This window comes from Alicyclobacillus sp. SO9, assembly GCF_016406125.1.
Lineage (GTDB): Bacteria > Bacillota > Bacilli > Alicyclobacillales > Alicyclobacillaceae > SO9.
The window spans coordinates 4,179,083-4,203,190 of record NZ_CP066339.1 but is presented as its reverse complement, the minus strand read 5'-3'; the positions used below and the strand labels follow the sequence as shown (position 1 = coordinate 4,203,190).

Sequence of the window (24,108 nt, the reverse complement as noted above, 5' to 3'; positions counted from 1 at the left end):
GTGCCAATTTACCCTTTAATTCCCTATTCCCATCGCTTTTTTGTCGTCAGTTTTCCGGCTAACTCCTGGCTTTGCCGGCGCTTCTCCCTGCGCGTCTTCGCTCTGTCGGGAGCAGTATTATACAGAGATTTTTCCTCATCATTTTCGGGAAGAACCGGAGGAACTGTCTTGGGTCTTCCGTTTTCGTCAAGGGCCACGAACGTGCTAAAAGACGTGGCAGCAATGCGTCGGTCCCCCGTATACAGGTTCTCCGCTACAACCTTAACGAACACCTCCATGGATGTCTTGCCGGTCCATGTAACTACACCTTCGAGACAGACGCTGTCTTCTTGTCGAATGGGCAGTAGAAAATCCACGGAGTCCATCGATGCTGTTACCACAGACGATCTGGCATGGCGAATTGCAGACAGCGAAGCAACATCGTCAATGTACGACATCAGCTTCCCGCCAAATAGAGTGTTGTTGTTATTTAGATCGTTGGGAAACACGTTGCTGGTTTTTGTAATTCTTGATTCAGCTGATGATTTACCTTCCATAACTCTTCACCTCAGTATCGTTCATTGTAGCCAATCTGTTTTCGTTTGTGCCACCTCACGGAAGCAACATTTTCCCGATGGGCTCAAAAACACTCTCCAAGGGAGCTAACGGGGATGGTATCGTAATTCTTGCGAGTTCCAAGCTCCCAACAATCGCTGCGATACTCATCAGGATTGTATATCCCCATATGGCATATTGAAAACCTTCTCGCTGGAAAACGCGGAGTTGCCAGATTGACAATAGAGTAACAAGTAAGAGAAACACACCAATTTTGTACATGTTTTGCCCCCGAGTCAAATGATTCGGGCCAATTCGATAAACTTCCTCTCTGAACCCGATGCAGTCTGAATGAGCGGATTATGGCACGTTTCGAGATAATTTCCCGGGAAAAAGCAAGATTTGTGGATGGCTCTGTCGAAACTAGTAAGGTGAAGGATAAATTAGAAGCAGTTCGTTCGTACGGAGGTGTAACAGTGTCCATTACAAACTGCCGACGCTGCGGCGGAATTTATAACAAAATTGGTCGGGACCTGTGTCCTGAATGCCTAAAGGAAGAAGACGCAGCTTATCAGGTCGTTCGGCCTTATTTGAGACAGCATCCGAATACATATATGGCTCAGCTTACGGAAGACACGGGTGTGGATGAGGACTTGGTTGTTGAAATGATAAGAGACGGTCGCTTGATTTTGGGGAACAACCCCAATTTATTTTATTCGTGTGAGAACTGTGGAGCTCCCACCCAGTCGGGCAAATACTGTCACGTCTGTGCTCGGGAAATGAGCGGTGCATTTTCGGTGGCTTCAGAAGGTCTGAAACAGCGTCAAACCGGTGAATCAAAGGAGCGACGATATCCCGGTTATTATTCTAAGCATTAAAATGCACAGATAAAAATGCACACCATTGATTTGTCACGTCATCGATAATTGTGCAGTTTTGCGCCAAATTCACAATAGAGACTGATGCGTCCTGAACTCAGGACGCATTCCTTGTTGAAATTGAGAGGGTGATTTAATGCAGATAGACTGGTCCGAAGAAGAAGCCCAATATGTTGAAAGGCTAGCGACGCGCTATACCCAATATCGAAAGAGTGCAGCCATAGATAGAGATGACCTTAAATCTGCCGCAATGATTCGTTGGTGGAGGTTTAGAACACGACATCCTGAGGTTGTAGATGAAAAGACTCGCCAAATTTGCTTTTATCAACAAGTGAAAGGAGCCATGAGGGATGTTGTGCGAGACTCCGCGCCGGTCAAAGTGACTAGAACTATGCAGGCAAAGATGAAAGCATATCAGCGACCGTCCACGGTGACGCTCGACCATGTCATAGACGTTCGAGCAGTAGACACCGAACACGACAGAGAGTTATGGATGGACGTGTTGAACGAGTTGCGAAGACTACCTGAAAGGGAACAACTGATTCTGTCTCTGTACTTTGAACAAGGCCTCAATTTTACTGAAATAGCTCAGGTCTTGGATGTCTCTGTATCAACGGTTACCCGTGCCTATCAGAAGTCTATCGACACACTTCGAAAAAACTTGTAAGTTTTTTTGTTATCAATGCAAAAAATGATGAAAAATGACCGTTATATATAGTAGAAGGGCAGGCGAGAGCCAAATGATGTCATCCAATATCAACCCATCACACAATAACCCAATTGCAAACGACAAGTCGGTAAATGGGACTTACAACAACAAAACAGCTAAGAAGACACGAACTGAGTTTCTAGCTGAACTGAAGAGTCAAATACAGAACGGTCAATATCAGCCAAACCTAGAAAGCCTGGCTTCAAAAATTCTTTCCAGCGGAACCTTGAAATAGATGATTGCGCAATCTGAATCACATGCAGTCTTGACCCAACTCGAGGAACTGACAGCAGTGCTTGAGAAAAAACTTCTTGAGGGCGATGCATCCGATGTTGCTTCACTGGTGGTGGGGCAATGTGACTGCCTTAGGTTGTTGTCAGGCGTCGTGCTTACTGGGAGTGACCTGGACAGGCTGTTCGTGATTAAGGACAAGGTCGTAACCCAGCAGAAGCTCGTTGAGCAAGCATTGCAGGTAACCGAACATTTTCTTAGTAACCTGAGCCAACAAAACTCTTTTACTTATGAAGGTTGAGTGGTGAAAACATGGGATTATCAACGTTTTATGGATTGAATCTAGGATTGTCCACGCTTGAGGCGATGAAACAGGCACAAAGCGTAGTTGGCAACAATATGGCGAATGCAAGCACGCCGGGTTACGTCAGAGAGCGGTCTGTTATGCAGGAGCAAGTTGCTCTGACTACAACGGGTAACGCTGGTGTTGCAGGCAGGGTTGGTCAGGGTGTTACAGTCGAATCGATTCAGCGCGTGACGAACCAATTTGTCAATCGACAGGACCGTGCCAATCAGAGTAACTACCAAATGTACAATGTCTGGCAGCAAAATCTGTCCCAGATTCAATCCATATTAAACGAACCCAGCTCAAACAGCATGCAAAACGCCGTCGACCAGTTTTTTCAATCCTGGCAGACGCTTTCCACGAATCCAACCGATACGGCTGCTCGGCAGTCAGTCATTTCAGAGGCCCAGACCTTAGGCCAAACCTTCCAGACAATCACAGGCCAGTTGGAAGCAATGCAATCAAATCTGGGTCAGACGGTCACGAAACAGGTTGGACAATTCAATCAATACGCGCAAGAAGTAGCCAACTTGAACAAGCAAATTGTCTCTGTTAAAAACCAGGGCCAGAGTCCAAACGCATTGCAAGACCAACGGGGGCTTCTCCTCGACAAAATGAGCCAACTGGCGGATGTTACTTATCAGCAGCAGAATGATGGTTCCGTTTCGGTCTCGGTTGGATCAAACAAAACCCAAGTCGTCAGTGGCTCCAGCTTTACGCAACTGTCGACATCCGGGTTAGTCCCAGGGACCTTGGTGCAAAACGGTTCAAGCGCGGCGGCACCGTACCCGTCGTCTGGTTTTAACCTATCACAGATAAAGTCAGGGTCCATAGCTGGGAATGTACACAGTTTAGATGATGCAAGTAAACTTTTGGGGAATCTTGATTCATTCTTAAAAGCGTTTCAGAGCCAAGTGAACCAGGTTCAGCACAATAAAAACGCCTATGACCTCAATGGAAACAACCTCGCACCCGTGCTTTTCACGAGTACTGTGACAGCTTCCGGGAACACGGTGCTGCATGTCAACAATGCCTTTCTACAACAGGGAGGTACAGACCTGTTGGCAGCGTCTTCGACCGGACAACCTGGAGACAATGGGAACGCTCTCAACATGCTTCAGTTGCAGAATGCGGTATCCCACACAAGCGGGTGGAATACGAGCTATGCCAGTTTGTTCAATAACACGACACTGACAACGGGCTTTAATGGGAATGGGACCTTTGACCAATTCATTGGCAGTACTGTTTCACAAATTGGGGTCGAAGCGTCAGGGGTCAATTCTGAAGTCAAGACAGCTGGTGCATTAGCTCAGCAGTCAGCCAACCTGAGGCAATCGATTTCAGGTGTCAATCAGGACGCACAGGCTGCCAAGATGATTCAGTATCAGAATACATACAATGCAGCCGCAAAATTCATTAGTGTTTTTAATCAAATGTTGCAAACGCTGATTACTAACGTATAGGTGTTCCGGCGACGGGCCTTATCAGTATGAAGGAGGTGACTTGGCTTGAGAGTTACTGACGGTATGATGACACAGCAGTTTTTATATAACATCACGAATATCCACCAAAGGCTGCAGTCTCTGGAAATGGAACTGTCGACTGGAAAGTCCTTGAACAAGCCTTCGGACAATCCGGTGCAGGTATCCAACGACATGGCGATTCGCAGTATTATTTCGGAAACCCAAGGCTATCAAAACACCATTTCCTCAGCGCTTTCTTGGATGAACAATACCTCGGGAGCTATGCAGCAGATTAGTTCGGCTTTGCAATCCATTCAAAGTAATGTTCTGGAAGCCTTGAATGGTACTTCAAAGAGCACAGGTACAATTCAAGCTCTATATCAAAATGTGAAGCAGTCCATTTCGCGTGTATATCAAACCTTGGATACAAGGCAGGGGTCGCAGTATTTGTTTGGCGGAACAGACACCAGTACACAACCTTCCGTGTCAGCTAAGGCTGGCACCGCTTCGCAAGGGACAATCAAGTACCAAGTGGCCAGCAGCACTACGCTGTCAATTAATGTGACGGCTTACTCTATTATGCTTCAACCGCCAAATGCTCAGTCTGCATCTTTGAAGGATACTTTGAACAGTATCCTTGCTGACATGAAAGCTCCTAATCTTAGCAATTTGCAAGGAGACTTGGCAAATCTGCAGAGCAACATGAAGCACGTTACAAATCTGAATGCCGGTGTTGGTGCTCGAATTCGGCGCGCAACGGCGCTGCAAAACCAATTTACGCAGTACGCGACGACCATGACAAATCAAAAGGGGGTGATAGAGGGGGCGGACATGGCGAAAGTCATCACGCAGTTCAACACGGATCAAAACGTGTTCACGGCCGCCCTGAAAATGGGGTCAAAGGTTCTTCTGCCTACTCTCATGAGCTTCCTGCCCAATGGATAAATCATGAGGTGCGGCATCATTCATTTCTCAAATAAGAAAGGGGAAACACTATGTCTATCGCTTTCAGTGTAAATAATAACGCTTCTGCTAGCAATATTCTTGCGAACTTAAATAACGTGCAAAATGAAATGAACAATTCGTACCAACAGCTTTCATCAGGAAATCGTGTGAATTCAGCCGCTAATGACCCGGCAGGCTATGCCATTTCGCAGCAAATGCAGCAAGAAATTAACGGACTGAATCAGGCGACCCAAAACGCCCAAAATGGTGTCAGCATGATTCAAACCGCCACGGGTGCAATGAACCAGGTCGAGTCCATTTTGCAAACCATGAATACACTTGCAACAGAAGCTGCCAACGGCACACAAAATACCACTGACCAGACCAATTTGAACAAAGAGCTAACTGCGCTGACAAGTCAGATTACGAGCATTAACAATGACACGACCTTTAATAATACCAGCCTCTTCACCGGACAAACCATTGCGCTTCAGGTTGGCGCTCAAGCGTCGCAAACCCTTGGAGTATCTTTCAAATCTCTCAGCTTGGCTTCACTTTCAATCAGTGGCTTGAATATCGGTTCGACTACAGGTGCCCAAGCTGCCATGACGTCAATCCAGGCTGCAATCAAAACGCTGTCCGGCTACCAGGCCAATGCTGGTGCTGTACAAGACAGACTGAATTACACAGTCTCGAACCTGCAAAATGCGTCGGAGAACCTGCAAAACGCAAAAGCTACGATTACCAATACCAATATGGCTAAAGAATACACGCAATTTAGTCAGGAACAGGTACTGCAGCAAGTGGGTCTGTCCATGCTGGGCCACGCTCAACAACAGCCTTCTGCTATCTTGAAGTTGCTTCAGTAGTAATGTAAAACTCCCGTATGCGTACTTTGCATACGGGAGACTCTAGTTTAGATAGGTGGCTGGAACATGTCGATTAATAGTACAAACTATCTACAGCAATTGAATACGATTTCCAATCCAAACGGTATTGGTTTGCCTGTTGTTCAGTACACGACTCAAATGCAGAAGGCGCTTCAACTTCAATTGACCACAGCCCCCAATCAACAGCTAGACACACTAAATTCACAAGAGACCGCTTTAAATGCTCTGTCAAAGGCATTAAGTACTTTTCAAAGTGCGACGCAGACTCTTGCAAGCTCACAAAACTGGGATTCGGTGACAGCACAGTCCAGCAATTCAAACGTGTTTAGTGCAACGACTGCGGCGGGTGCCCAGGCCGGAAGTTATTCCATTAGCGTATCGCAGTTGGCACAGCGACAGACAGACATTCAGGCTGGAGGTTTCCAATCAACAGCAACAGGTGCTTCCAATTTTGCTGCAGGGACCCTTGCTATTAATGTAGGCGGTACAGCGAAAGCATCCCTCAGCATTACCGCTGGAGAGAGTCTTAACAGTATTGTCAATCAGATTAATGCAAAGTCTTCTACAACCGGAGTTCAGGCGCAAGTTATCAGCACTGGGAACAGTACAAACCCCTATTATTTGGCTCTGTCTTCAGTCAATACAGGCAGTGCAAGTGCATTTTCCTTATCAGGAACGTTTATGACGAACAATTCATCCTTGAAGTTTAACCAAACACAAGCGGCACAAGACGCAAACATGACGATTGACGGTGTAGGACTGTCTTCCTCTACCAATACATTTAAGAATCCCATTCCGAATTTGACGATAAACGCGGCACAGGTCGGTTCAGGGACACTCACAATTTCGACAGATTCGTCCAGCGTTGTGAAGGCTGTTCAGACCTGGATGTCAGCATACAATTCTTTACTTGACTTATTACACAAGGACACTGCATACACGAAGAGCAGCGGTTCGGGAAGCAGTTCACAGGGACAGGCGGGGCCGCTGTTCACAGACGTCAATGCCAACAGCCTTTTGTCACAACTGCCCATGATAGCGAGTGCACAAAGCGGAAGCGGGACGTACGCATCTCTAGCTTCGTTAGGCATTGTCACCAATCCAAGCAATGGTCACCTTGAATTTCAGAGTTCGTCAGGGTATGGCAGTTCATTCTCTGGCACTTTGCAGGACGGTAAAACAATGTTTGAGAATGCCCTGGCGTCCAATCCCTCAAACGTTCGCCAGGTTTTTGGAACGGTACAGACAAGCTCAGCTTCTGCGATACCAACATCCGGAATTTTAGGGGACTTGAATAATCAACTGAATACCTACTTAATTGGAAGTAATGGATCGCAGGGTGCGATACAGTCTGATATCAAGTCAATAGATTCTCAGAAACAAAACATTAATAACTACTTAGATTTAATTAATAAACAAATACAAACAAGAGTTTCCGATTTTCGGAAACAACTGGATGCACTGAACCAAGCCATGCAGCAATCCCAGGCCCAGATGAGTATGTTGTCGGGGTTGATGGGCGGCGGACAAAGTACGTCAAGTTCAAGCGGAAGTTCAGGAACAAGTTCAGGGATGCCCTAAACCAGGAGGGTAATGGATGAAAGCGGACGTCGTGAAGAACGCGAGACACCTCTTTCAAAGGGCCTCACAGGCCATTGACGCGGGTGACTATGAAACTGCACTGAGCCTGATGGAAGAGCGGACGAACTGCATTCAACAACTGTTCTCTGAAGATGAGACCATGGCATCGGATGACGTTCAAGAGATGTTAGGTCAAACCGTAATTCTTCAGAATCAGATACAAGCCTGTACTCACACGACACAAGAACTTCTGCAGTCTTATGTTGATTCTGCAACGGCGACAAAGGCATACAAACTAGCGGAAATCTCCAGTAAGTCCAAGTAGAAAGGAAGAGCACATTGCTATTGTCGGCCTGCTTAATTGTAAGAAATGAGGAATTGACTCTCTCAAAGTGCTTGGATTCATTAACTGATGTGGTCGATGAGATTGTCCTGGTAGACACGGGTTCCACCGATTCCACAGTGTCCATAGCGGAGTCCTATGGTGCTAGAGTTTTTCATTATGATTGGGACGATAATTTTGCAAACGCTCGAAACTACTCTTTGGACCAGGCCCAAGGAGATTTCGTCTTGGTAATAGACGGCGATGAATACCTTGATGCTTCTCAACGGACAGGCTTGCGGTCATTTTTGCAGACCACAGATGCAGAAGGTATCATTGTGTCCCTGCAAAACTACAACGGGTCGCCTCCGCGTATCGTACCGGCAGTCCCTGTTTCTCTGGTACGGGTCTTTCGCAGAGGTCATCATTTTCAAGGTGCTATTCATGAACAAATCCTTGACTCCATTTTGGAGACCGGAAAGAGTCTTGTAAAGTACAACCTGACCATTCATCACGTAGGATACTTAACGGAAATAGTCCATTCTCGCAATAAAATCTCCAGAAACATGAAGATTCTGGATGAAGAAGAGGTCAGTTCAGAGAAGCAGATTTTTCATGATACGAATAAAATGATGGAGTTTATCCGGGCTGATGATTTTGAGAAGTGTTTGTCCCTTGCAAGGGAAACATATACGAGGTTGAAACGGCAAAAACCGGAGTCTTGGTCACATATTGAAGCCCGAGCCTTTATTATCTATATTATTGCATTAAAGGAGACGGGTAATAAGAAAGAGGCTCTCGAAATCTCTAGAGAAGCGTTTCACTCCTTTCCAAATTACATTGAGATTGCCTATCGCTTCGGTGAATCTCTCTTGGGTGTCGGCAAGTTGGACGAAGCCGTAAAGCAGTTTAACTATTGTCGGGACCTCGGTGAACCGAATGAGAACTGGCTGGATACGCAGACAGGCTTTGGAAGCTACAAGGCGGCCGCACGTTTGGCTGAGGCATGGGGCAAACTTGGCGATGATGTATTGGCTCGCACCTGGTACCTTACTGCTGCCTACGAGAACCCCGCCGTACAGGACTCGCTCCTTCCGTTGCTGTATCTCCTGCAACAAGAAGATAACGCGGCGTATGCGGGCAAACTGGAATCTCTGTTCTCAGACCCGATGTCGATTCTGCTGTACGCTGAAGCTTCAAGCATTTTAGGATTGCCTCAGGCTCCACGTCTCCTGTCATTGGTTGACGAAGACCTTCGACACTCTGCTTACTATCAGCGAGCACTGATGGTGCAAAAGATGACGGAATCGGGCGAAGAGGCGTTTACGAGCGAACACTATGATTCTGGGTATGCAAATTACCTTGTTGGACTCCATCTGTTAAATCGGGGAGACGAAACGGCCGCGCAGTCCGCTTTTGTGAAGTCAGGACCAGCAGGTGAGCAGCTTTTTAGGGTTTGGACTGAAGCCAGCCAGAATCAATTGATGCAATGCGATTTGCAACCATACATCTTTGACCTTATTGCGATGCGAGCAGAGAATGTGCTTGCTCGTCTGTTACCCCATGCTCGTGATTTAGATGAGATTTGGCTGTATGTCAAGTATTCCCCTTTGTCACCTGTGCTCACATCAATAGACTGGGATGGCTTGACGGGTCTGCAATGTGAACAGAACAGCACGAGATTGTTTCGGCAGAAAAACTGGGAAAGTGCAGCAGACTGGCTGGAAAAGGCGATGGTTCACGAACCGACAGTATCCAAAGTTTTGATTGAATGCGACATAGCATTGGCTCATTCGAACAAATTGCATGTGTTTTCCGTACTGCGTCAGGGCTTGTTGTTCTTTCCTGATTCAGAAGTGCTGAAGATTATAACACAGAACCTGGGGATTAATCCGGAATCGTTGACAAAGGCTGAATTATACTTGGCGGGTGATGGTGAAATGAATCCATTTGATGCTTATCGAAAATCTGTATTAACCATGCCACTGAACGTACAATTGGCGCAACTGCACGAAAGAGCAGGGGTATTAACACAGTTCATTAAAGAGCAGGCTGAATCACAGAACGTCAATGCAATGAGGAAATACATTGAAGAACTCCAGAACATTATCACCTTTTTACGTACTTCTTTGGATACGGAAATCGAAGCAGCATCCATGACCGATCAAGTCTACTCATACTACTACCGTTTGTCGGTCAACTGGTTCCTGGAACCCAACAAGGTCCTTGAAGACTATGACGACGCAGTTGCTTTTTGGGAATCATGGGCTCAGACATGGAAAAAGGTTCCTTCTGGGATTCGCGGCTGACCTACGATGTGGGTGTGGTAAGACTGTTCATTCTGTTGTAACTGATTACGGCGGGTTCGTATCCCATATTCGCTGCCTGGAGGTAACAGTGTTTCGCGTGAGACTCGTCTGACAGGCTCTCGTAAAATACACCTAAATTGTAAAGCGCCAAATAGGAGCTGACGCCCTCGACAATGACTGTACTGTCGGGGTCTTTGCCTAGCTCGAGGCATGTCTCGAAAGCGCTCTGTATCAGGTCAAAATTAGGAATGCGAAACTCGATGAGTGCTCGTCCTAAGAAGAAATAAAAGTCGACAATCTTGGGGTACTGTTGAACTGTCTGTTCCAGTAAAGACCATGTCTCCTGCTCCAGCCCCAATGACTTGTAGTTGTACAGTGCAGCCAGCAACAAATCCGGATGGTACCCCTGGCAAGCGGTGGATACTTGAATGCTGGCTTCGTAGTATTTGCGCGCGTAATTGAGATGGCCAAGTTGACCATAGCTCTTTCCTAATTGATAGAGATAGTATCCATTGTTAGGGTAATCTCGTAACTCTGCCAGAAGGATATCAATATTGCGCTTGGTTTTCTTTTCGAGCCAATCGCGTTGCTGACGGTAACCCTCATGCCAGATACGAACGCCAGTATGGTAGCGCAAACGCGTTTTCGCCGCATCTACGACCTGTTCGTGGATGCGGCCTTGATAACGTATCTCAGGGCTCCTAGGGAAGAACCTGGTATTCTGACTGCGCACTGTCTGCAGTTCTCCAGAGGGGGTTTGCCAAGGGCTGCGTATCGTTACGACACCGAGATTGTCAGCGTGTTTATCAATAAATGTTTTTAATTTCGAGAGAAACCCCTCTTCAATTCGTTCATCAGCATCTAGCACAAGAATATAGTCGGTAGAGAGCAATTCCAAGGACTGATTTCTCGCCAAGGAGAAATCGTCACGCCACTCCAACTCAGTGACAGTTACACCCATTCTTCGGACGATGGTTCGGGTCTCGTCAGTGGAGCCTGTATCAACTACTGCCATTTGGTCGACACCTGCGGCTGACCGTAGACAATCTTCAATTACCTGTGCTTCGTTTCTTACAATCATTGCTAGGCCAATCGAAGCCATAGAGAGTGACTCCTTCCAAGACGTCTGTGAAGCATCTATTGTCAAGAGCCGAATACCCACGTTTTGTTAGCTCGGCCTCATGGACGTACTAATCTATATTCTATAGTAGTTGTCGATTCAAAGATATGATGGATTCCTTGGGTTCATAGTTATACTTTCTCCTTCAAGGTGTATAATGAAACTACGAAGGAGGAGTGATGTATATGCAGATTCAAGTACGCGGTGACCACATGGAAGTAACAGATGCACTAGAGGACTACGCACAAAAAAAGCTTGGTCGCTTGGAACGGTACTTTGATGCTCCACCTGAAAAAGATGTCGCAGTCACAATGTCAGTGGTTGGCGGGTTACATCGAATTGAGGTGACCGTTTTGCTGCACGGTGTGATCTTTCGTGCAGAGGAACAGTCGGAGGATATGTATGCCTCCATTGATTTGGTAGTGGACAAGTTGGAACAGCAAATTGCAAGACATAAGAATAAGTTGAACGATCGCTTTCGAGACCAGGGGCTCCGCACTCGCATCAAAGCCTCTGCTGAAAATGGTGCTTTTGCTCGGTCCTTCAACGACGACGAATTGGAGCACAAGGTGGTCCGTATGAAGCGCTTTTCCATGAAACCTATGGATGTAGAAGAAGCAATGCTGCAAATGGATCTGCTTGGTCATGACTTCTTCATGTTTACAAATGCGGAAACCGATGAAGTCAACGTTATTTACCGGAGACGGGAAGGAAACTACGGATTGATTGAGCCAAGTTGACGCTGTGGGAGCGACGGCTTGACTTTCGAATGAATTGACTCCGGGAAAAATGTAGCAGGGTTGCTGCCTCACAGCAGTAGTCGATGCAAGTCACTTCACACTGAAATCGAAAATGACAGGCGCCCATTATGGGCGCCTTTTTAGGTTTTTTCTTGACCATGCACCCAAACTGTCCACTTTGCATAGGGTATTTATACATGGGCAAAAGCCCACTGGCAACCAGCCGCCCATGACTCTGAACTTGACGAGGAGTGGTCTGCCGTGATGGTTTTAGCATGGATTGGCGAAATTTTAGTCTTTCTGATTTTCTGGCGACTGTTTCACTGGCTTACAGGAAAAATCCTTACCGGAAACCTGACTGTGCTGACGGAACTGGTAGTGAATCTCGTCCTCGCCGTGGCGCTGCTAATCTTTGTTGCCAATATCACTTCTCTGTGGTGGCTGATGCTCTTGATTGGGGCCTTATTCGGCATTGAAACAGGGATGTTGTTGGCTCGATCCCGCTGAATACAACGTGTGTCCAAAATGTGTGTCAAAACTAAACATCACGCGAGTAAAAACCGATGATTCTTTGTGTGAAGGCAAAGTTCTGCGGTTAGAATTGCAATTAGAATTCAGTATGGTAAAAAAGGGAGCCTCATTGCAGTTGTGATATTTCGCCCCAATCTGTACAATCGTAAACTAGGAGACATTGGGTCGACTGTGCACAGGGACTGTTTGTAGTCGAGAAGTGCACAGTATAACGACCTGTCTAAAAAGGGGCGTGATTTTCAGGTGGGACTCCTGGCACGAATGTTCGATGCGAACGAACGTGAAATCGCCCGCTTACGCAGAATGGTCAATCGGATTAATGCACTGGAATCCGATTACGAAAAGCTGTCTGACGATGAGCTACGCGGCAAGACAGTTGAATTCCGTGAACGACTTGCCCAGGGCGAGAAGTTGGACAATCTGCTGACAGAGGCATTTGCGGTCGTTCGCGAAGGTTCCAAGCGGGTGTTAGGACAACGTCATTTTGACGTTCAATTGATGGGCGGCATTGTGCTGCATGAGGGCCAAGTCGCTGAAATGAAGACTGGTGAAGGTAAAACCTTGGTGGCAACCCTGCCTTCCTACTTAAATGGATTAACAGGGAAAGGCGTACACGTTGTAACTGTCAATGATTATTTGGCACAGCGCGACAGTCAGTTTGTTGGCCAGCTGCATCAGTTTTTGGGCCTGACCGTTGGGTTAAATGTGAACGGCATGGATCATGCACAGAAGCAGGAAGCCTACAACGCGGACATCACATACGGCACCAACAATGAATTTGGTTTCGATTACCTGCGTGACAACATGGTGATGAGTATCGAAGAAATGGTACAAAGGCCTTTAAACTTTACCATTGTCGACGAAGTTGACTCTATCCTGATTGACGAGGCAAGAACGCCTCTCATTATTTCGGGTCCAGCTGAAAAATCAGCGGACTTGTATTTTCGCGCAGACGTTTTCGTTCGTTCATTGTCTAAAAAAGACTACGACGTGGACGAAAAAATGCGCACAGCCAACCTTACGGACACTGGTGTTACGAAAGCGGAAAAATTCTTTTCCACAAAAAACATGTTTGACCCGTCTAATGTCACTTTGATGCACCACATTACGCAGGGCCTGAAAGCTCATGGCTTGATGCATCGGGACAAGGATTACGTAGTACACGACGGAGAAATCGTCATCGTTGATGAGTTCACAGGTCGTCTGATGCAGGGCCGCCGCTATAGTGAAGGACTCCATCAAGCGATTGAGGCCAAAGAAGGCGTTGTGGTTCAGAATGAGTCAAAGACACTTGCGACCATCACTCTGCAGAACTACTTCCGTATGTATGAAAAACTGTCTGGTATGACGGGTACTGCAAAGACGGAAGAGAAAGAATTTCAGGAAATCTACGGCATGGACGTTATTGTAGTTCCTACTAATCGAGCGATGGTTCGCAAAGATATGAGTGATGTAATTTACAAGTCAGAGCGGGCTAAGTTTAACGCGGTTGTGGAAGAAATCGTGAATCGACATAAAGAGGGACAGCCGGTTCTTGTTGGAACTACATCTATTGATAAGTCCGAAGTCGTGTCGGAGTTGCTTCAGCGAAGAGGTATTTCGCACCAAGTGCTGAATGCAAAACAGCATCAACGCGAGGCGCAAATTGTAGCGCAGGCTGGTCAACCAAACACGGTAACCATTGCGACGAACATGGCTGGACGCGGTACGGATATCATCCTTGGGGAAGGTGTTGCAGATAAGGGCGGCTTGTTTATTCTCGGAACAGAGCGTCACGAGAGCCGGCGTATTGATAACCAGCTCCGAGGCCGTTCCGGTCGTCAAGGCGATCCCGGTGCCTCCCAATTCTTCCTCTCTCTCGAGGACGATTTGCTGCGGTTGTTCGGTTCGGAAAACATCAAGAAGATGATGGACCGACTCGGGCTCGAAGAGGACCAACCCATTGAAAACAAGATGCTCACGGGTGCAATGGAACGTGCCCAGAAGAAAGTTGAAGGAAATAACTACGACATTCGAAAGCACGTTCTGCGCTACGATGACGTTATGAACAAGCAACGTGAAGTTATTTACAAGCAGCGCCGAGAAATCCTCGAACAAGAAAATCTGCGCAACATTGTGGAAGGTATGGGCCGAGACTTAATTGAGCATATGCTTGATGTATATTGTTCGACGGAACAGGTACCTGAGGACTGGGACATTCCAGAATTAATTACTTACGGTGAAAACCACTTTCTGCTTGAGGGTCAGGTGACAGAAGAAGAGTTGCGCCTTATGGAGCGAGATGAACTTCGCGATAAACTCCAAGCACTTCTCGTCCAAAACTATGACGGCAGGGAAGAGGAACTGGAAACATTCCTGCGTGACCTGGAGCGTGCAGTGCTGTTACGGACTGTCGATGAGAAGTGGATGGATCACATTGATGCCATGGACCAGTTCCGTCAAGGTGTTCACCTGCGGTCCTACGGTCAAGCCGATCCCCTGGTCATCTACCAGAAGGAAGGCTACGAGATGTTTGAATCCATGATTCACAGCATCGAAGAAGAAGTGGTCATGTACGTGTTCAAAGCGACTGTTTCAACAGCACCAGAACCCATGCCGATGTACGATTCAGCTCCTATTCAGGGCGGTTGATGACCACTGGGCTGAAACAACTGTGAGTCAAAACGACCATAGATAAAGCAGTTGTGAGGATTGAAGCAGGCCTGAAGCAGAATTGAAGGAGAATTGAAGCAGGTCTGAAGCAGAATGTAAATGACACGCAGGCTTTGAAAAGCAGTTGCATGGGACGAACCGAGTTGCCCGCCTTTTCGGCGGGTCTGATTTTGAACAGAGGTGATAAGTTTGGCTGAGACAATTGGAGAGCTTCGCGGAGAACTTGTGACTATGGCTAAGCGATTAGCGGATATCGGGAGGTCTCTTTGACGTCGCTGTCAAAGAGAGCCGCATTGCACTCTTAGAAGAAAAGATGACATACCCTGATTTTTGGGACAATCAGGCAGCAGCGCAGAGTATCATTAATGAAGCCAACGGGCTTCGTGAAATTGTAGGACAAATGAAAAAACTTGAGTCTGCACAGGATGACATTGAAGTCATGTTAGATTTGGCTTCGGAAGAAGACGACTCAGAGATGTTTGCTGAAGCTGAGGAAACCATTGCAAAGCAGCAGAAAGCCATTGAGAACTTTGAACTTCAACTCATGCTGTCCGATCCCTATGACAAAAACAACGCTATTCTCGAAATCCATCCTGGTGCCGGTGGCACTGAGTCGCAAGACTGGGCATCCATCTTGTTGCGGATGTACACTCGTTGGGCGGAATCACAGGGATACAAGGTTGAAACAGTGGATTATCTCCCGGGTGACGAAGCTGGTGTCAAGAGTGTTACGCTCCTAATCAAAGGTCACAATGCCTATGGCTATTTGAAGGCCGAAAAGGGTGTACATCGGTTGGTCAGGATTTCGCCATTTGATGCTGCCGGTCGCAGACATACATCTTTTACATCTGTAGATGTAATTCCCGAAATTACAGACGAGGAGACGGGGATCGAACTTAAACCAGATGAACTCCGTATCGATACTTACCGTTCCAGCGGTGCCGGCGGTCAGCACGTAAATACCACTGATTCGGCAGTGCGTATTACACACATTCCGACGAATACTGTGGTGACTTGTCAAAGTGAGCGATCGCAGATTCAAAACCGAGCCGTTGCCATGAACTTGTTGAAGGCAAGGCTCGCAGAGAAGAAACGACAAGAGCAGGAAGAAGAAATGGCGAAACTTCGCGGTGAGCAAAAAGATATCGCTTGGGGAAGCCAGATTCGATCGTATGTGTTTCACCCGTACTCTATGGTTAAAGACCACCGAACAAACCATGAAATCGGCAACGTTCAGGCTGTTGTGGACGGGGATTTGAATCCGTTTATTGACGCCTATCTGCGGTGGCAGCTTGCCCTTGAGCAAAGTCGCGCTGAAGCGGGTTCGCACGGGGACGAGTAATCGAGCACAGCAACCCGGTGGAAGACAGGTTAAGATGGGCTACTTGAAGGAATGCTTCAGGTAGCCCATTCTTCTTTCAGGATGCCGTAGATAACGTGATCGACAAAGTGATTGTTCACCCACTCGCTCTGACGCACCCTGCCTTCCTCCTTGAAACCAAGCCGTTCCGGTATGGCGCGACTCTTGTGGTTTTCTGCGGCAGCTCGTATCTCGACGCGGTTTAGCCCATACTGCTCAAATGCGATGGAAACCATTGCCCGGCAAGCTTCTGTCATAATTCCTTTTCCCTGAAAGCCTTCTGCAAGCCAATAACCGAGGCTCGACGATTTATTCGCCCAATTCACCTCGTGAAACCCAATGACTCCCGCTAATTCATTGCGGTAGCAGATACCAGCCTGAAATCCATTGTTTGCCGCCCACTGTTCTTGAACGCTGAGTAGGAAGTTGCGAGAATCAGAAACACTCTTCGTGAAATCAACCCATGGCAGCCACTCTCTCAAGTATTCGCGTGATTCGTCAGTCAGGCGAAATACTTCATCAGCGTCCTGTTGTGTCAGCAACTTTAGAGCAATGTCTTCGTTGACTTTGTGGGAAAACACCATAGCACCTCTCCTGGGTAGGTAATGTTCAGACCCTTGTATCGGCCCTTCTTGCAATTCTCCTTGAATTCCATGATTTTTCAAGACCTTCCAACCAATCTTTGAACGAAAACCTTTCAACGAAGGGGCCGATAAGTCCTGCTTGGTATTCGTCGCAGCATAAATCTTGTGACAACTTGCACGATGAAATCCTCTCTACACGTGATGGCGACGTGATCGCTCTGCCATTCTGAGGCGTTGTGCGCCTCACGCAAGTTCAGTGGTGAAGTTGTGGGTTCAGCTTTCCTGGAGACCCTCTACGCGGGTATCGTCCGCGCTGGCGGACTTTGCTGTAAATATCACGGCTACACGCTACAGCATCCCAACTAATCACGGGTTGGTTGCCAGTCAAAAGGACATCCCTTCGCACGCAGCGATGGTTTCTGAATTAACTTAGAGACAGAGACGTGCTTAACACAGACATACTTCACACTGAATGAAGGAAGGAGGCTTGGGATGGGAAGGAGGATGGGAAGGAGGCAAGTTTCAACTAGGATGAGGCTTAGAAAACCTTATGTCCGCATCCAGGCTTGAAGGTGAAATGGAGGTCTGAATGAGTAAGCGAATTTGAGTCTGAATCTGAGCTTGAACAGGGGTCAGAATTTGGAACTGAAAAAAGTGTATAAAAACATTTGACGAAGACTTCTGGGCGTGGTATATTAGTCGATGTCGCCGCGAGAGCGGGCCGGACAACAAAGCCTTTAAAACCCGCGCCATAACAGCATTTTTCAGACATCATGAAGGACTTCAGGCGGGATGATTCAGCCGAGATTGACAAGTGGATGAGCGGAGAAATGCAGACCGCCAACCCAGTGGATTGACAGCAGAATGGTTCATCGGGATTTGAAGCAAAGGGTTCCTTGAAAACTAAACACACGAAAGAGACGCTTGTGTAAGAAATGAGCTTCGTCTGTTCTTTGAGAGAAGAGCAGTACAGGATATAAGCAAGACCAAATTTGAGAGTTTGATCCTGGCTCAGGACGAACGCTGGCGGCGTGCCTAATACATGCAAGTCGAGCGGACTGATGGGAGCTTGCTCCCAGAGGTTAGCGGCGGACGGGTGAGTAACACGTGGGCAATCTGCCTGTCAGACTGGAATAACATCCGGAAACGGGTGCTAATGCCGGATAGACAGCGGGAAGGCATCTTCCTGCTTTGAAAGCTGCTACGGCAGTACTGACAGAGGAGCCCGCGGCGCATTAGCTCGTTGGTGGGGTAACGGCCTACCAAGGCAACGATGCGTAGCCGACCTGAGAGGGTGACCGGCCACACTGGGACTGAGACACGGCCCAGACTCCTACGGGAGGCAGCAGTAGGGAATCTTCCGCAATGGGCGAAAGCCTGACGGAGCAACGCCGCGTGAGCGAAGAAGGCCTTCGGGTTGTAAAGCTCAGTCAATCGGGAAGAGCGGACAGGAGAGGGAATGCTCCTGTCGAGACGGTACCGGAAGAGGAAGCCCCGGCTAACTACGTGCCAGCAGCCGCGGTAATACGTAGGGGGCAAGCGTTGTCCGGAATCACTGGGCGTAAAGCGTGCGTAGGCGGCCTTGTAAGTCTGGGGTGAAAACTCAGGGCTCAACCCTGAGAATGCCTTGGAAACTGTGAGGCTTGAGTACTGGAGAGGCAAGGGGAATTCCACGTGTAGCGGTGAAATGCGTAGAGATGTGGAGGAATACCAGTGGCGAAGGCGCCTTGCTGGACAGTGACTGACGCTGAGGCACGAAAGCGTGGGGAGCGAACAGGATTAGATACCCTGGTAGTCCACGCCGTAAACGATGAGTGCTAGGTGTTGGGGGTTACCGCCCTCAGTGCCGAAGGAAACCCGATAAGCACTCCGCCTGGGGAGTACGGTCGCAAGACTGAAACTCAAAGGAATTGACGGGGGCCCGCACAAGCAGTGGAGCATGTGGTTTAATTCGAAGCAACGCGAAGAACCTTACCAGGGCTTGACATCCCCCTGACCGGTGTAGAGATACACCTTCCCTTCGGGCAGGGGAGACAGGTGGTGCATGGTTGTCGTCAGCTCGTGTCGTGAGATGTTGGGTTAAGTCCCGCAACGAGCGCAACCCTTAATCTGTGTTACCAGCATGTAAAGATGGGGACTCACAGGTGACAGCCGACGCAAGTCGGAGGAAGGTGGGGATGACGTCAAATCATCATGCCCTTTATGTCCTGGGCAACACACGTGCTACAATGGGCGGAACAAAGGGAAGCGAGACCGCGAGGTGGAGCAAAACCCAGAAAACCGTTCGTAGTTCGGATTGCAGGCTGCAACCCGCCTGCATGAAGCCGGAATTGCTAGTAATCGCGGATCAGCATGCCGCGGTGAATCCGTTCCCGGGCCTTGTACACACCGCCCGTCACACCACGAGAGTTGGCAACACCCGAAGTCGGTGGGGTAACCCTTAGGGGGACTAGCCGCCGAAGGTGGGGCTGATGATTGGGGTGAAGTCGTAACAAGGTAGCCGTATCGGAAGGTGCGGCTGGATCACCTCCTTTCTATGGAGTACTAGACAGACCGCGAGAGTCTGTCAGAACGCAAGCGTCTCTGAACTAACTGCAAGTCCCATTGTGGAAACTGGAGTTAGTGAGTGTGTTTAGTTTTGAAGGTGCCCTGCCTGCAGGAATGCAGGGAAGTGTATCTTCAACTTTTGTGTCTACGGACACAGAGGTGTGTACCTTGACAACCAGATAGCGAGAAGTGAATTTTCCTGTTCACAAGTAAGAAATGGGTAACTGCACTTCGTTCACAGGGATGTGAATGAAAGTGATAGTATGAAATACCGAAAATCGGGAAGCAGCAATGCGGACCGAATGTGGTGAAGGTAGAAAGGGCGCACGGGGGATGCCTAGGCGCCAGGAGCCGAAGAAGGACGGGGCGAACACCGAAATGCCACGGGGAGCTGTAAGCGAGCCTTGATCCGTGGATGTCCGAATGGGGGAACCCCCTGGTCGTGATGGGCCAGGACTGCAGGCTGAATCCATAGGTCTGTAGAGGCAACCGGGAGAACTGAAACATCTCAGTACCCCGAGGAAGAGAAAACAAGAGTGATTCCGTCAGTAGTGGCGAGCGAAAGCGGAAGAGCCTAAACCGGATACGCGGGAAACCTTGCAGGGGATGCGTAGACGGGGTAGCGGGGCAAGCGAAGAACGGGCTGCAACCGGTTCACAGAGTGAGAAAACGATGTTCGTAGAGGAAAGGTCTGGGAAGGCCTGTCGAAGAGGGTGAGAGCCCCGTACTCGAAACGGACGCGACTTTGTCGCATGACCCCAAGTACCGCGGGACACGAGAAACCCCGTGGGAATCTGGGAGGACCACCTCCTAAGGCTAAATACTCCCTGGCGACCGATAGTGATGAGTACCGTGAGGGAAAGGTGAAAAGCACCGCGGGAGCGGAGTGAAAGAGAACCTGAAACCGTGTGCCTACAATCAGTCGAAGCATCCATAGAGGTGTGACGGCGTGCCTTTTGTAGAATGAACCGGCGAGTGAGGGCGGCGAGCAAGGTTAAGGTGAGAAGCCGGAGCCGAAGCGAAAGCGAGTCTGAAAAGGGCGATAAGTTGGCAGTCCTCGACCCGAAACCGGGTGATCTACCCCTGGTCAGGGTGAAGTGCGGGTAACACCGCATGGAGGCCCGAACCCACTGGCGTTGAAAAGCCAGGGGATGAACTGGGGGTAGGGGAGAAATTCCAATCGAACTCGGAGATAGCTGGTTCTCCCCGAAATAGCTTTAGGGCTAGCGTCCGGGGATGAGTTGCGGAGGTAGAGCACTGATTGGGTGCGGGGCCCGTCCAGGGTTACCAAGCTCAGTCAAACTCCGAATGCCGCAATATTAACCCGGGCAGTCAGACTACGAATGCTAAGATCCGTGGTCAAAAGGGAAACAGCCCAGACCAACAGCTAAGGTCCCAAAGTACCAGTTCAGTGGGAAACGATGTGGCGGTGCACAGACAACCAGGATGTTGGCTTAGAAGCAGCCACCATTGAAAGAGTGCGTAATAGCTCACTGGTCGAGTGACGCTGCGCGGAAAATGTAACGGGGCTAAACTGGACACCGAAGCTTTGGATGCACAGAGATGTGCGTGGTAGGGGAGCGTTCCATGAGCGGCGAAGTTGAGCTGAGAGGCTTGGTGGAGGTCATGGAAGTGAGAATGCCGGTATAAGTAGCGAAAAGACAAGTGAGAATCTTGTCCGCCGAAAGCCCAAGGGTTCCTGGGGAAGGATCGTCCGCCCAGGGTTAGTCGGGACCTAAGGCGAGGCCGAAAGGCGTAGTCGAAGGACAACTGGTGGAAATTCCAGTACCACTCCAGACTGTTTGAGCGAAGGGGTGACGCAGGAGGTCCAGGGAAGCGGCCGGATGGAAGAGGCCGTCCAAGCAGCAAGAGGGGAATCGAGGCAAATCCCGGTTCTATTAACCTCAAGCTGTGATGGGGAGGGAAGAACAGTACCGAAGTCCTGAGGATCACACTGCCGAGAAAAGCCTCTAGTGAGGAAAGGAGTGCCCGTACCGAAAACCGACACAGGTGGGCGCGTGGAGAACACGAAGGCGCGCGGGAAAACTCTCGTTAAGGAACTCGGCAAAATGGCCCCGTAACTTCGGGAGAAGGGGCGCTCATCGAGAGATGAGCCGCAGTGAAAAGGCCCAAGCGACTGTTTATCAAAAACACAGGTCTCTGCCAAGCCGAAAGGCGAAGTATAGGGGCTGACGCCTGCCCGGTGCTGGAAGGTTAAGAGGAGGGCTTAGGGTGTAAACCCGAAGGTCTGAATTGAAGCCCCAGTAAACGGCGGCCGTAACTATAACGGTCCTAAGGTAGCGAAATTCCTTGTCGGGTAAGTTCCGACCCGCACGAAAGGCGCAACGACTTGGGCGCTGTCTCAACGAGAGACCCGGTGAAATTGTAATACCTGTGAAGATGCAGGTTACCCGCGGCTAGACGGAAAGACCCCGTGGAGCTTGACTGCAGCTTGATATGGGAGATGGGTATGTCATGTACAGGATAGGTGGGAGACAGAGAAGCAGGGGCGCAAGCCAATGTGGAGTCGGTGTTGGGATACCACCCTTGAGATGCCAATCTTCTAACCTGGCGCCATGAAACTGGCGTGGGGACAGTGTCAGGCGGGCAGTTTGACTGGGGCGGTCGCCTCCAAAAAGGTAACGGAGGCGCCCAAAGGTTCCCTCAGCGCGGATGGAAATCGCGCAGTGCGTGTAAAGGCAAAAGGGAGCTTGACTGCGAGACGGACAGGTCGAGCAGGGACGAAAGTCGGGCTTAGTGACCCGGCGGCCCCGAGTGGAAGGGCCGTCGCTCAACGGATAAAAGCTACCCCGGGGATAACAGGCTGATCTCCCCCAAGAGTTCACATCGACGGGGAGGTTTGGCACCTCGATGTCGGCTCATCGCATCCTGGGGCTGAAGTCGGTCCCAAGGGTTGGGCTGTTCGCCCATTAAAGCGGTACGCGAGCTGGGTTCAGAACGTCGTGAGACAGTTCGGTCCCTATCTGCCGCGGGCGCAGGATACGTGAGAGGAATCGTCCTTAGTACGAGAGGACCGGGATGAACAGACCGCTGGTGTCCCAGTTGTTCTGCCAAGAGCATAGCTGGGTAGCTAAGTCTGGAAGGGATAAGCGCTGAAAGCATCTAAGCGCGAAGCCCCCCTCAAGATAACGTGTCCCATCCATTTATGGAGTAAGACCCCTTGAAGAAGACGAGGTAGATCGGTCCGGAGTGGAAGCGTAGTGATACGTGGAGCTGACGGATACGAATCGGTCGAGGGCTTCACCAGAGGAACAGGGAAACGACAGACGACTCGCTGTCTGGGAAGAAGAGGTACCAATTACATAGGGGAATGAAGGGTGTGTGCGCAGTGGCTTGCGCAGCACGAACGAAGCAGACGCCCTTCATCTCCCAGTCTGGTGACGAGAGCGGAGGGGCCACACGCGTACCCATCCCGAACACGACCGTTAAGACCTCCAGCGCCGATGATACTTGGAGCGCGAGCTCCTGGGAAAGTAGGACATTGCCAGGCGAGAGAGCAGGAAGAGAGAGGCGTTGCACCCGATGTGGTGTAGCGTCTTTTCGTGTGTGACTGTAGGTACAAGTGGACGAATGAGACAAAGAGAGAAAGAGGAGAAGGAAGATAAACGGGGAAACCCGTTTATTTACCGTCTGAAGTTCCTTGAATGCATGGAAGCAGAGCTGGCGTTTATGGCGGAATTGTGTCTGCTTGAGGGCAAAAGAGGGGGGGGCAGTGCCAAAACATGTTCCCTGGCGACGTTGTGTTCACAAGGCGGACACAAACAGCCCGTTGACATGCCTCAGATGTGGCGGAACTGTGTCCAAAGACCCGATGAGGGGGAGGGGTGCAGAAAATAGAGATCCCACAAGTGCTTATTTGGAACGTGGCTATCGCCGTGTACAAAATAAGCTCCTGAGAAGTGCTTAAAGGCCGGAAAACCAACGAAAATGGGGTCTGAACGGCAAGTAAGCTCGTCTGAAGCGCTTATTTCCTCTCTTGGGCCTCCGTTTCGGCGAATAAGCGCTTCTCGGATCTCTATTTGGCCCTGGCGCCGACTGCCCGAGCCCCGGACCTGCCCCCCCCTGGCCTGCCCCCTATTCCCAAACCTTGCATGTGCCGTGATTCGTTGGTGGGTCCATGCCAAAGGAAATAACTAATGTACCAATAGTGTCAATAAATGCGCCTAATTCGCCACTTAATACTCCTGTATTTAACCTACAATTATAATAATGTGAATCTCTGTACCTGCGAGCCCGTTCTCACGAGTCCGCTCTGGAACGTATTAAAAATGGGAACTAACCTTCAACCCTTTGCATGCCAGTCTCGTGCTGCAGCAAGGCGGTGCTTCACGTGCGGCCTGCACAT

General features: G+C 49.2%; 18 protein-coding genes and 3 rRNA genes. 17 read left to right on the top strand and 4 right to left on the bottom strand.

Going from position 1 to position 24,108, the window contains the following annotated elements; all coding sequences use genetic code 11:
* Positions 1 to 23 precede the first annotated feature (23 nt).
* Both GI364_RS19705 and GI364_RS19700 read right to left on the bottom strand, forming a co-directional pair.
* Complete coding sequence (locus tag GI364_RS19705) at positions 24 to 536, bottom strand: acyl-CoA thioesterase (RefSeq protein ID WP_198850897.1); 513 nt, start codon at positions 534 to 536, stop codon at positions 24 to 26.
* A 55-nt stretch (positions 537 to 591) separates the two neighbouring features.
* On the bottom strand, positions 592 to 816 hold the full coding sequence (locus tag GI364_RS19700; protein WP_198850896.1) for a hypothetical protein: 225 nt from the start codon (positions 814 to 816) through the stop codon (positions 592 to 594).
* A gap of 194 nt (positions 817 to 1,010) precedes the next feature.
* On the opposite strand from GI364_RS19700, the gene GI364_RS19695 reads away from it, so the two are divergent.
* From GI364_RS19695 to GI364_RS19650, 10 genes are all read left to right on the top strand, one after another.
* A complete protein-coding gene (locus tag GI364_RS19695) occupies positions 1,011 to 1,412 on the top strand; it encodes a TIGR03826 family flagellar region protein (protein WP_198850895.1) in 402 nt (133 codons plus the stop codon).
* A 136-nt stretch (positions 1,413 to 1,548) separates the two neighbouring features.
* Positions 1,549 to 2,079, top strand: a complete 531-nt coding sequence (locus GI364_RS19690; protein WP_198850894.1) for a sigma-70 family RNA polymerase sigma factor — start codon at positions 1,549 to 1,551, stop codon at positions 2,077 to 2,079.
* A 73-nt stretch (positions 2,080 to 2,152) separates the two neighbouring features.
* Positions 2,153 to 2,356, top strand: a complete 204-nt coding sequence (locus GI364_RS19685; protein ID WP_198850893.1) for a flagellar biosynthesis anti-sigma factor FlgM — start codon at positions 2,153 to 2,155, stop codon at positions 2,354 to 2,356.
* Positions 2,357 to 2,653: a hypothetical protein gene (locus tag GI364_RS19680; protein ID WP_198850892.1), complete on the top strand. Its 297-nt coding sequence runs from the start codon at positions 2,357 to 2,359 to the stop codon at positions 2,651 to 2,653.
* Between the two features lie 11 nt (positions 2,654 to 2,664).
* On the top strand, positions 2,665 to 4,161 hold the full coding sequence (gene flgK / locus GI364_RS19675) for a flagellar hook-associated protein FlgK (RefSeq protein WP_198850891.1): 1,497 nt from the start codon (positions 2,665 to 2,667) through the stop codon (positions 4,159 to 4,161).
* 45 nt (positions 4,162 to 4,206) lie between these two features.
* Positions 4,207 to 5,106, top strand: coding sequence for a flagellin N-terminal helical domain-containing protein (locus GI364_RS19670; RefSeq protein ID WP_198850890.1), 900 nt, complete (start codon positions 4,207 to 4,209; stop codon positions 5,104 to 5,106).
* Between the two features lie 50 nt (positions 5,107 to 5,156).
* A complete protein-coding gene (locus GI364_RS19665) occupies positions 5,157 to 5,975 on the top strand; it encodes a flagellin N-terminal helical domain-containing protein (RefSeq protein ID WP_198850889.1) in 819 nt (272 codons plus the stop codon).
* Between the two features lie 66 nt (positions 5,976 to 6,041).
* On the top strand, positions 6,042 to 7,577 hold the full coding sequence (fliD, locus tag GI364_RS19660; protein WP_198850888.1) for a flagellar filament capping protein FliD: 1,536 nt from the start codon (positions 6,042 to 6,044) through the stop codon (positions 7,575 to 7,577).
* A gap of 16 nt (positions 7,578 to 7,593) precedes the next feature.
* Positions 7,594 to 7,902: a hypothetical protein gene (locus GI364_RS19655; RefSeq protein ID WP_198850887.1), complete on the top strand. Its 309-nt coding sequence runs from the start codon at positions 7,594 to 7,596 to the stop codon at positions 7,900 to 7,902.
* A 14-nt stretch (positions 7,903 to 7,916) separates the two neighbouring features.
* Positions 7,917 to 10,208, top strand: a complete 2,292-nt coding sequence (locus GI364_RS19650) for a glycosyltransferase family 2 protein (protein WP_198850886.1) — start codon at positions 7,917 to 7,919, stop codon at positions 10,206 to 10,208.
* 1 nt (position 10,209) lies between these two features.
* Here GI364_RS19650 and GI364_RS19645 read toward each other — a convergent pair whose 3' ends face one another.
* The gene (locus GI364_RS19645) at positions 10,210 to 11,310 is read right to left on the bottom strand and encodes a tetratricopeptide repeat-containing glycosyltransferase family 2 protein (RefSeq protein ID WP_198850885.1); all 1,101 of its coding nucleotides are present in this window, start codon (positions 11,308 to 11,310) and stop codon (positions 10,210 to 10,212) included.
* A gap of 203 nt (positions 11,311 to 11,513) precedes the next feature.
* Here GI364_RS19645 and hpf point away from each other — a divergent pair, with 203 nt between their 5' ends.
* From hpf to prfB, 4 genes are all read left to right on the top strand, one after another.
* Complete coding sequence (hpf, locus tag GI364_RS19640) at positions 11,514 to 12,068, top strand: ribosome hibernation-promoting factor, HPF/YfiA family (RefSeq protein ID WP_198850884.1); 555 nt, start codon at positions 11,514 to 11,516, stop codon at positions 12,066 to 12,068.
* A gap of 261 nt (positions 12,069 to 12,329) precedes the next feature.
* Positions 12,330 to 12,575 carry a hypothetical protein gene (locus GI364_RS19635; RefSeq protein ID WP_198850883.1) on the top strand — a complete coding sequence of 82 codons (246 nt, stop codon included), beginning with the start codon at positions 12,330 to 12,332 and terminating at the stop codon, positions 12,573 to 12,575.
* Between the two features lie 267 nt (positions 12,576 to 12,842).
* Entirely contained in the window at positions 12,843 to 15,230 is a 2,388-nt protein-coding gene (secA, locus tag GI364_RS19630; RefSeq protein WP_304503166.1) for a preprotein translocase subunit SecA, read from the top strand.
* Positions 15,231 to 15,440: 210 nt separating this feature from the next.
* Positions 15,441 to 16,593, top strand: a protein-coding gene (gene prfB, locus GI364_RS19625) for a peptide chain release factor 2 (protein ID WP_198850882.1) whose coding sequence is annotated in 2 segments (ribosomal slippage) — positions 15,441 to 15,518 and positions 15,520 to 16,593 — 1,152 coding nt in all. Because the reading frame shifts where the segments join, the coding sequence is not laid out codon by codon here.
* Positions 16,594 to 16,649: 56 nt separating this feature from the next.
* Here the strand turns inward: prfB and GI364_RS19620 are convergent.
* On the bottom strand, positions 16,650 to 17,192 hold the full coding sequence (locus tag GI364_RS19620; RefSeq protein WP_198854128.1) for a GNAT family N-acetyltransferase: 543 nt from the start codon (positions 17,190 to 17,192) through the stop codon (positions 16,650 to 16,652).
* Positions 17,193 to 18,183: 991 nt separating this feature from the next.
* On the opposite strand from GI364_RS19620, the gene GI364_RS19615 reads away from it, so the two are divergent.
* The 3 genes from GI364_RS19615 (at position 18,184) to rrf (ending at position 23,253) form a co-directional block, all read left to right on the top strand.
* Positions 18,184 to 19,729: ribosomal RNA gene (locus GI364_RS19615) — 16S ribosomal RNA — on the top strand.
* 319 nt (positions 19,730 to 20,048) lie between these two features.
* Positions 20,049 to 23,010: ribosomal RNA gene (locus tag GI364_RS19610) — 23S ribosomal RNA — on the top strand.
* A 126-nt stretch (positions 23,011 to 23,136) separates the two neighbouring features.
* Positions 23,137 to 23,253 (top strand): 5S ribosomal RNA (gene rrf / locus GI364_RS19605).
* Together the 16S, 23S and 5S rRNA genes form the textbook arrangement of a ribosomal RNA operon.
* Positions 23,254 to 24,108 lie beyond the last annotated feature (855 nt).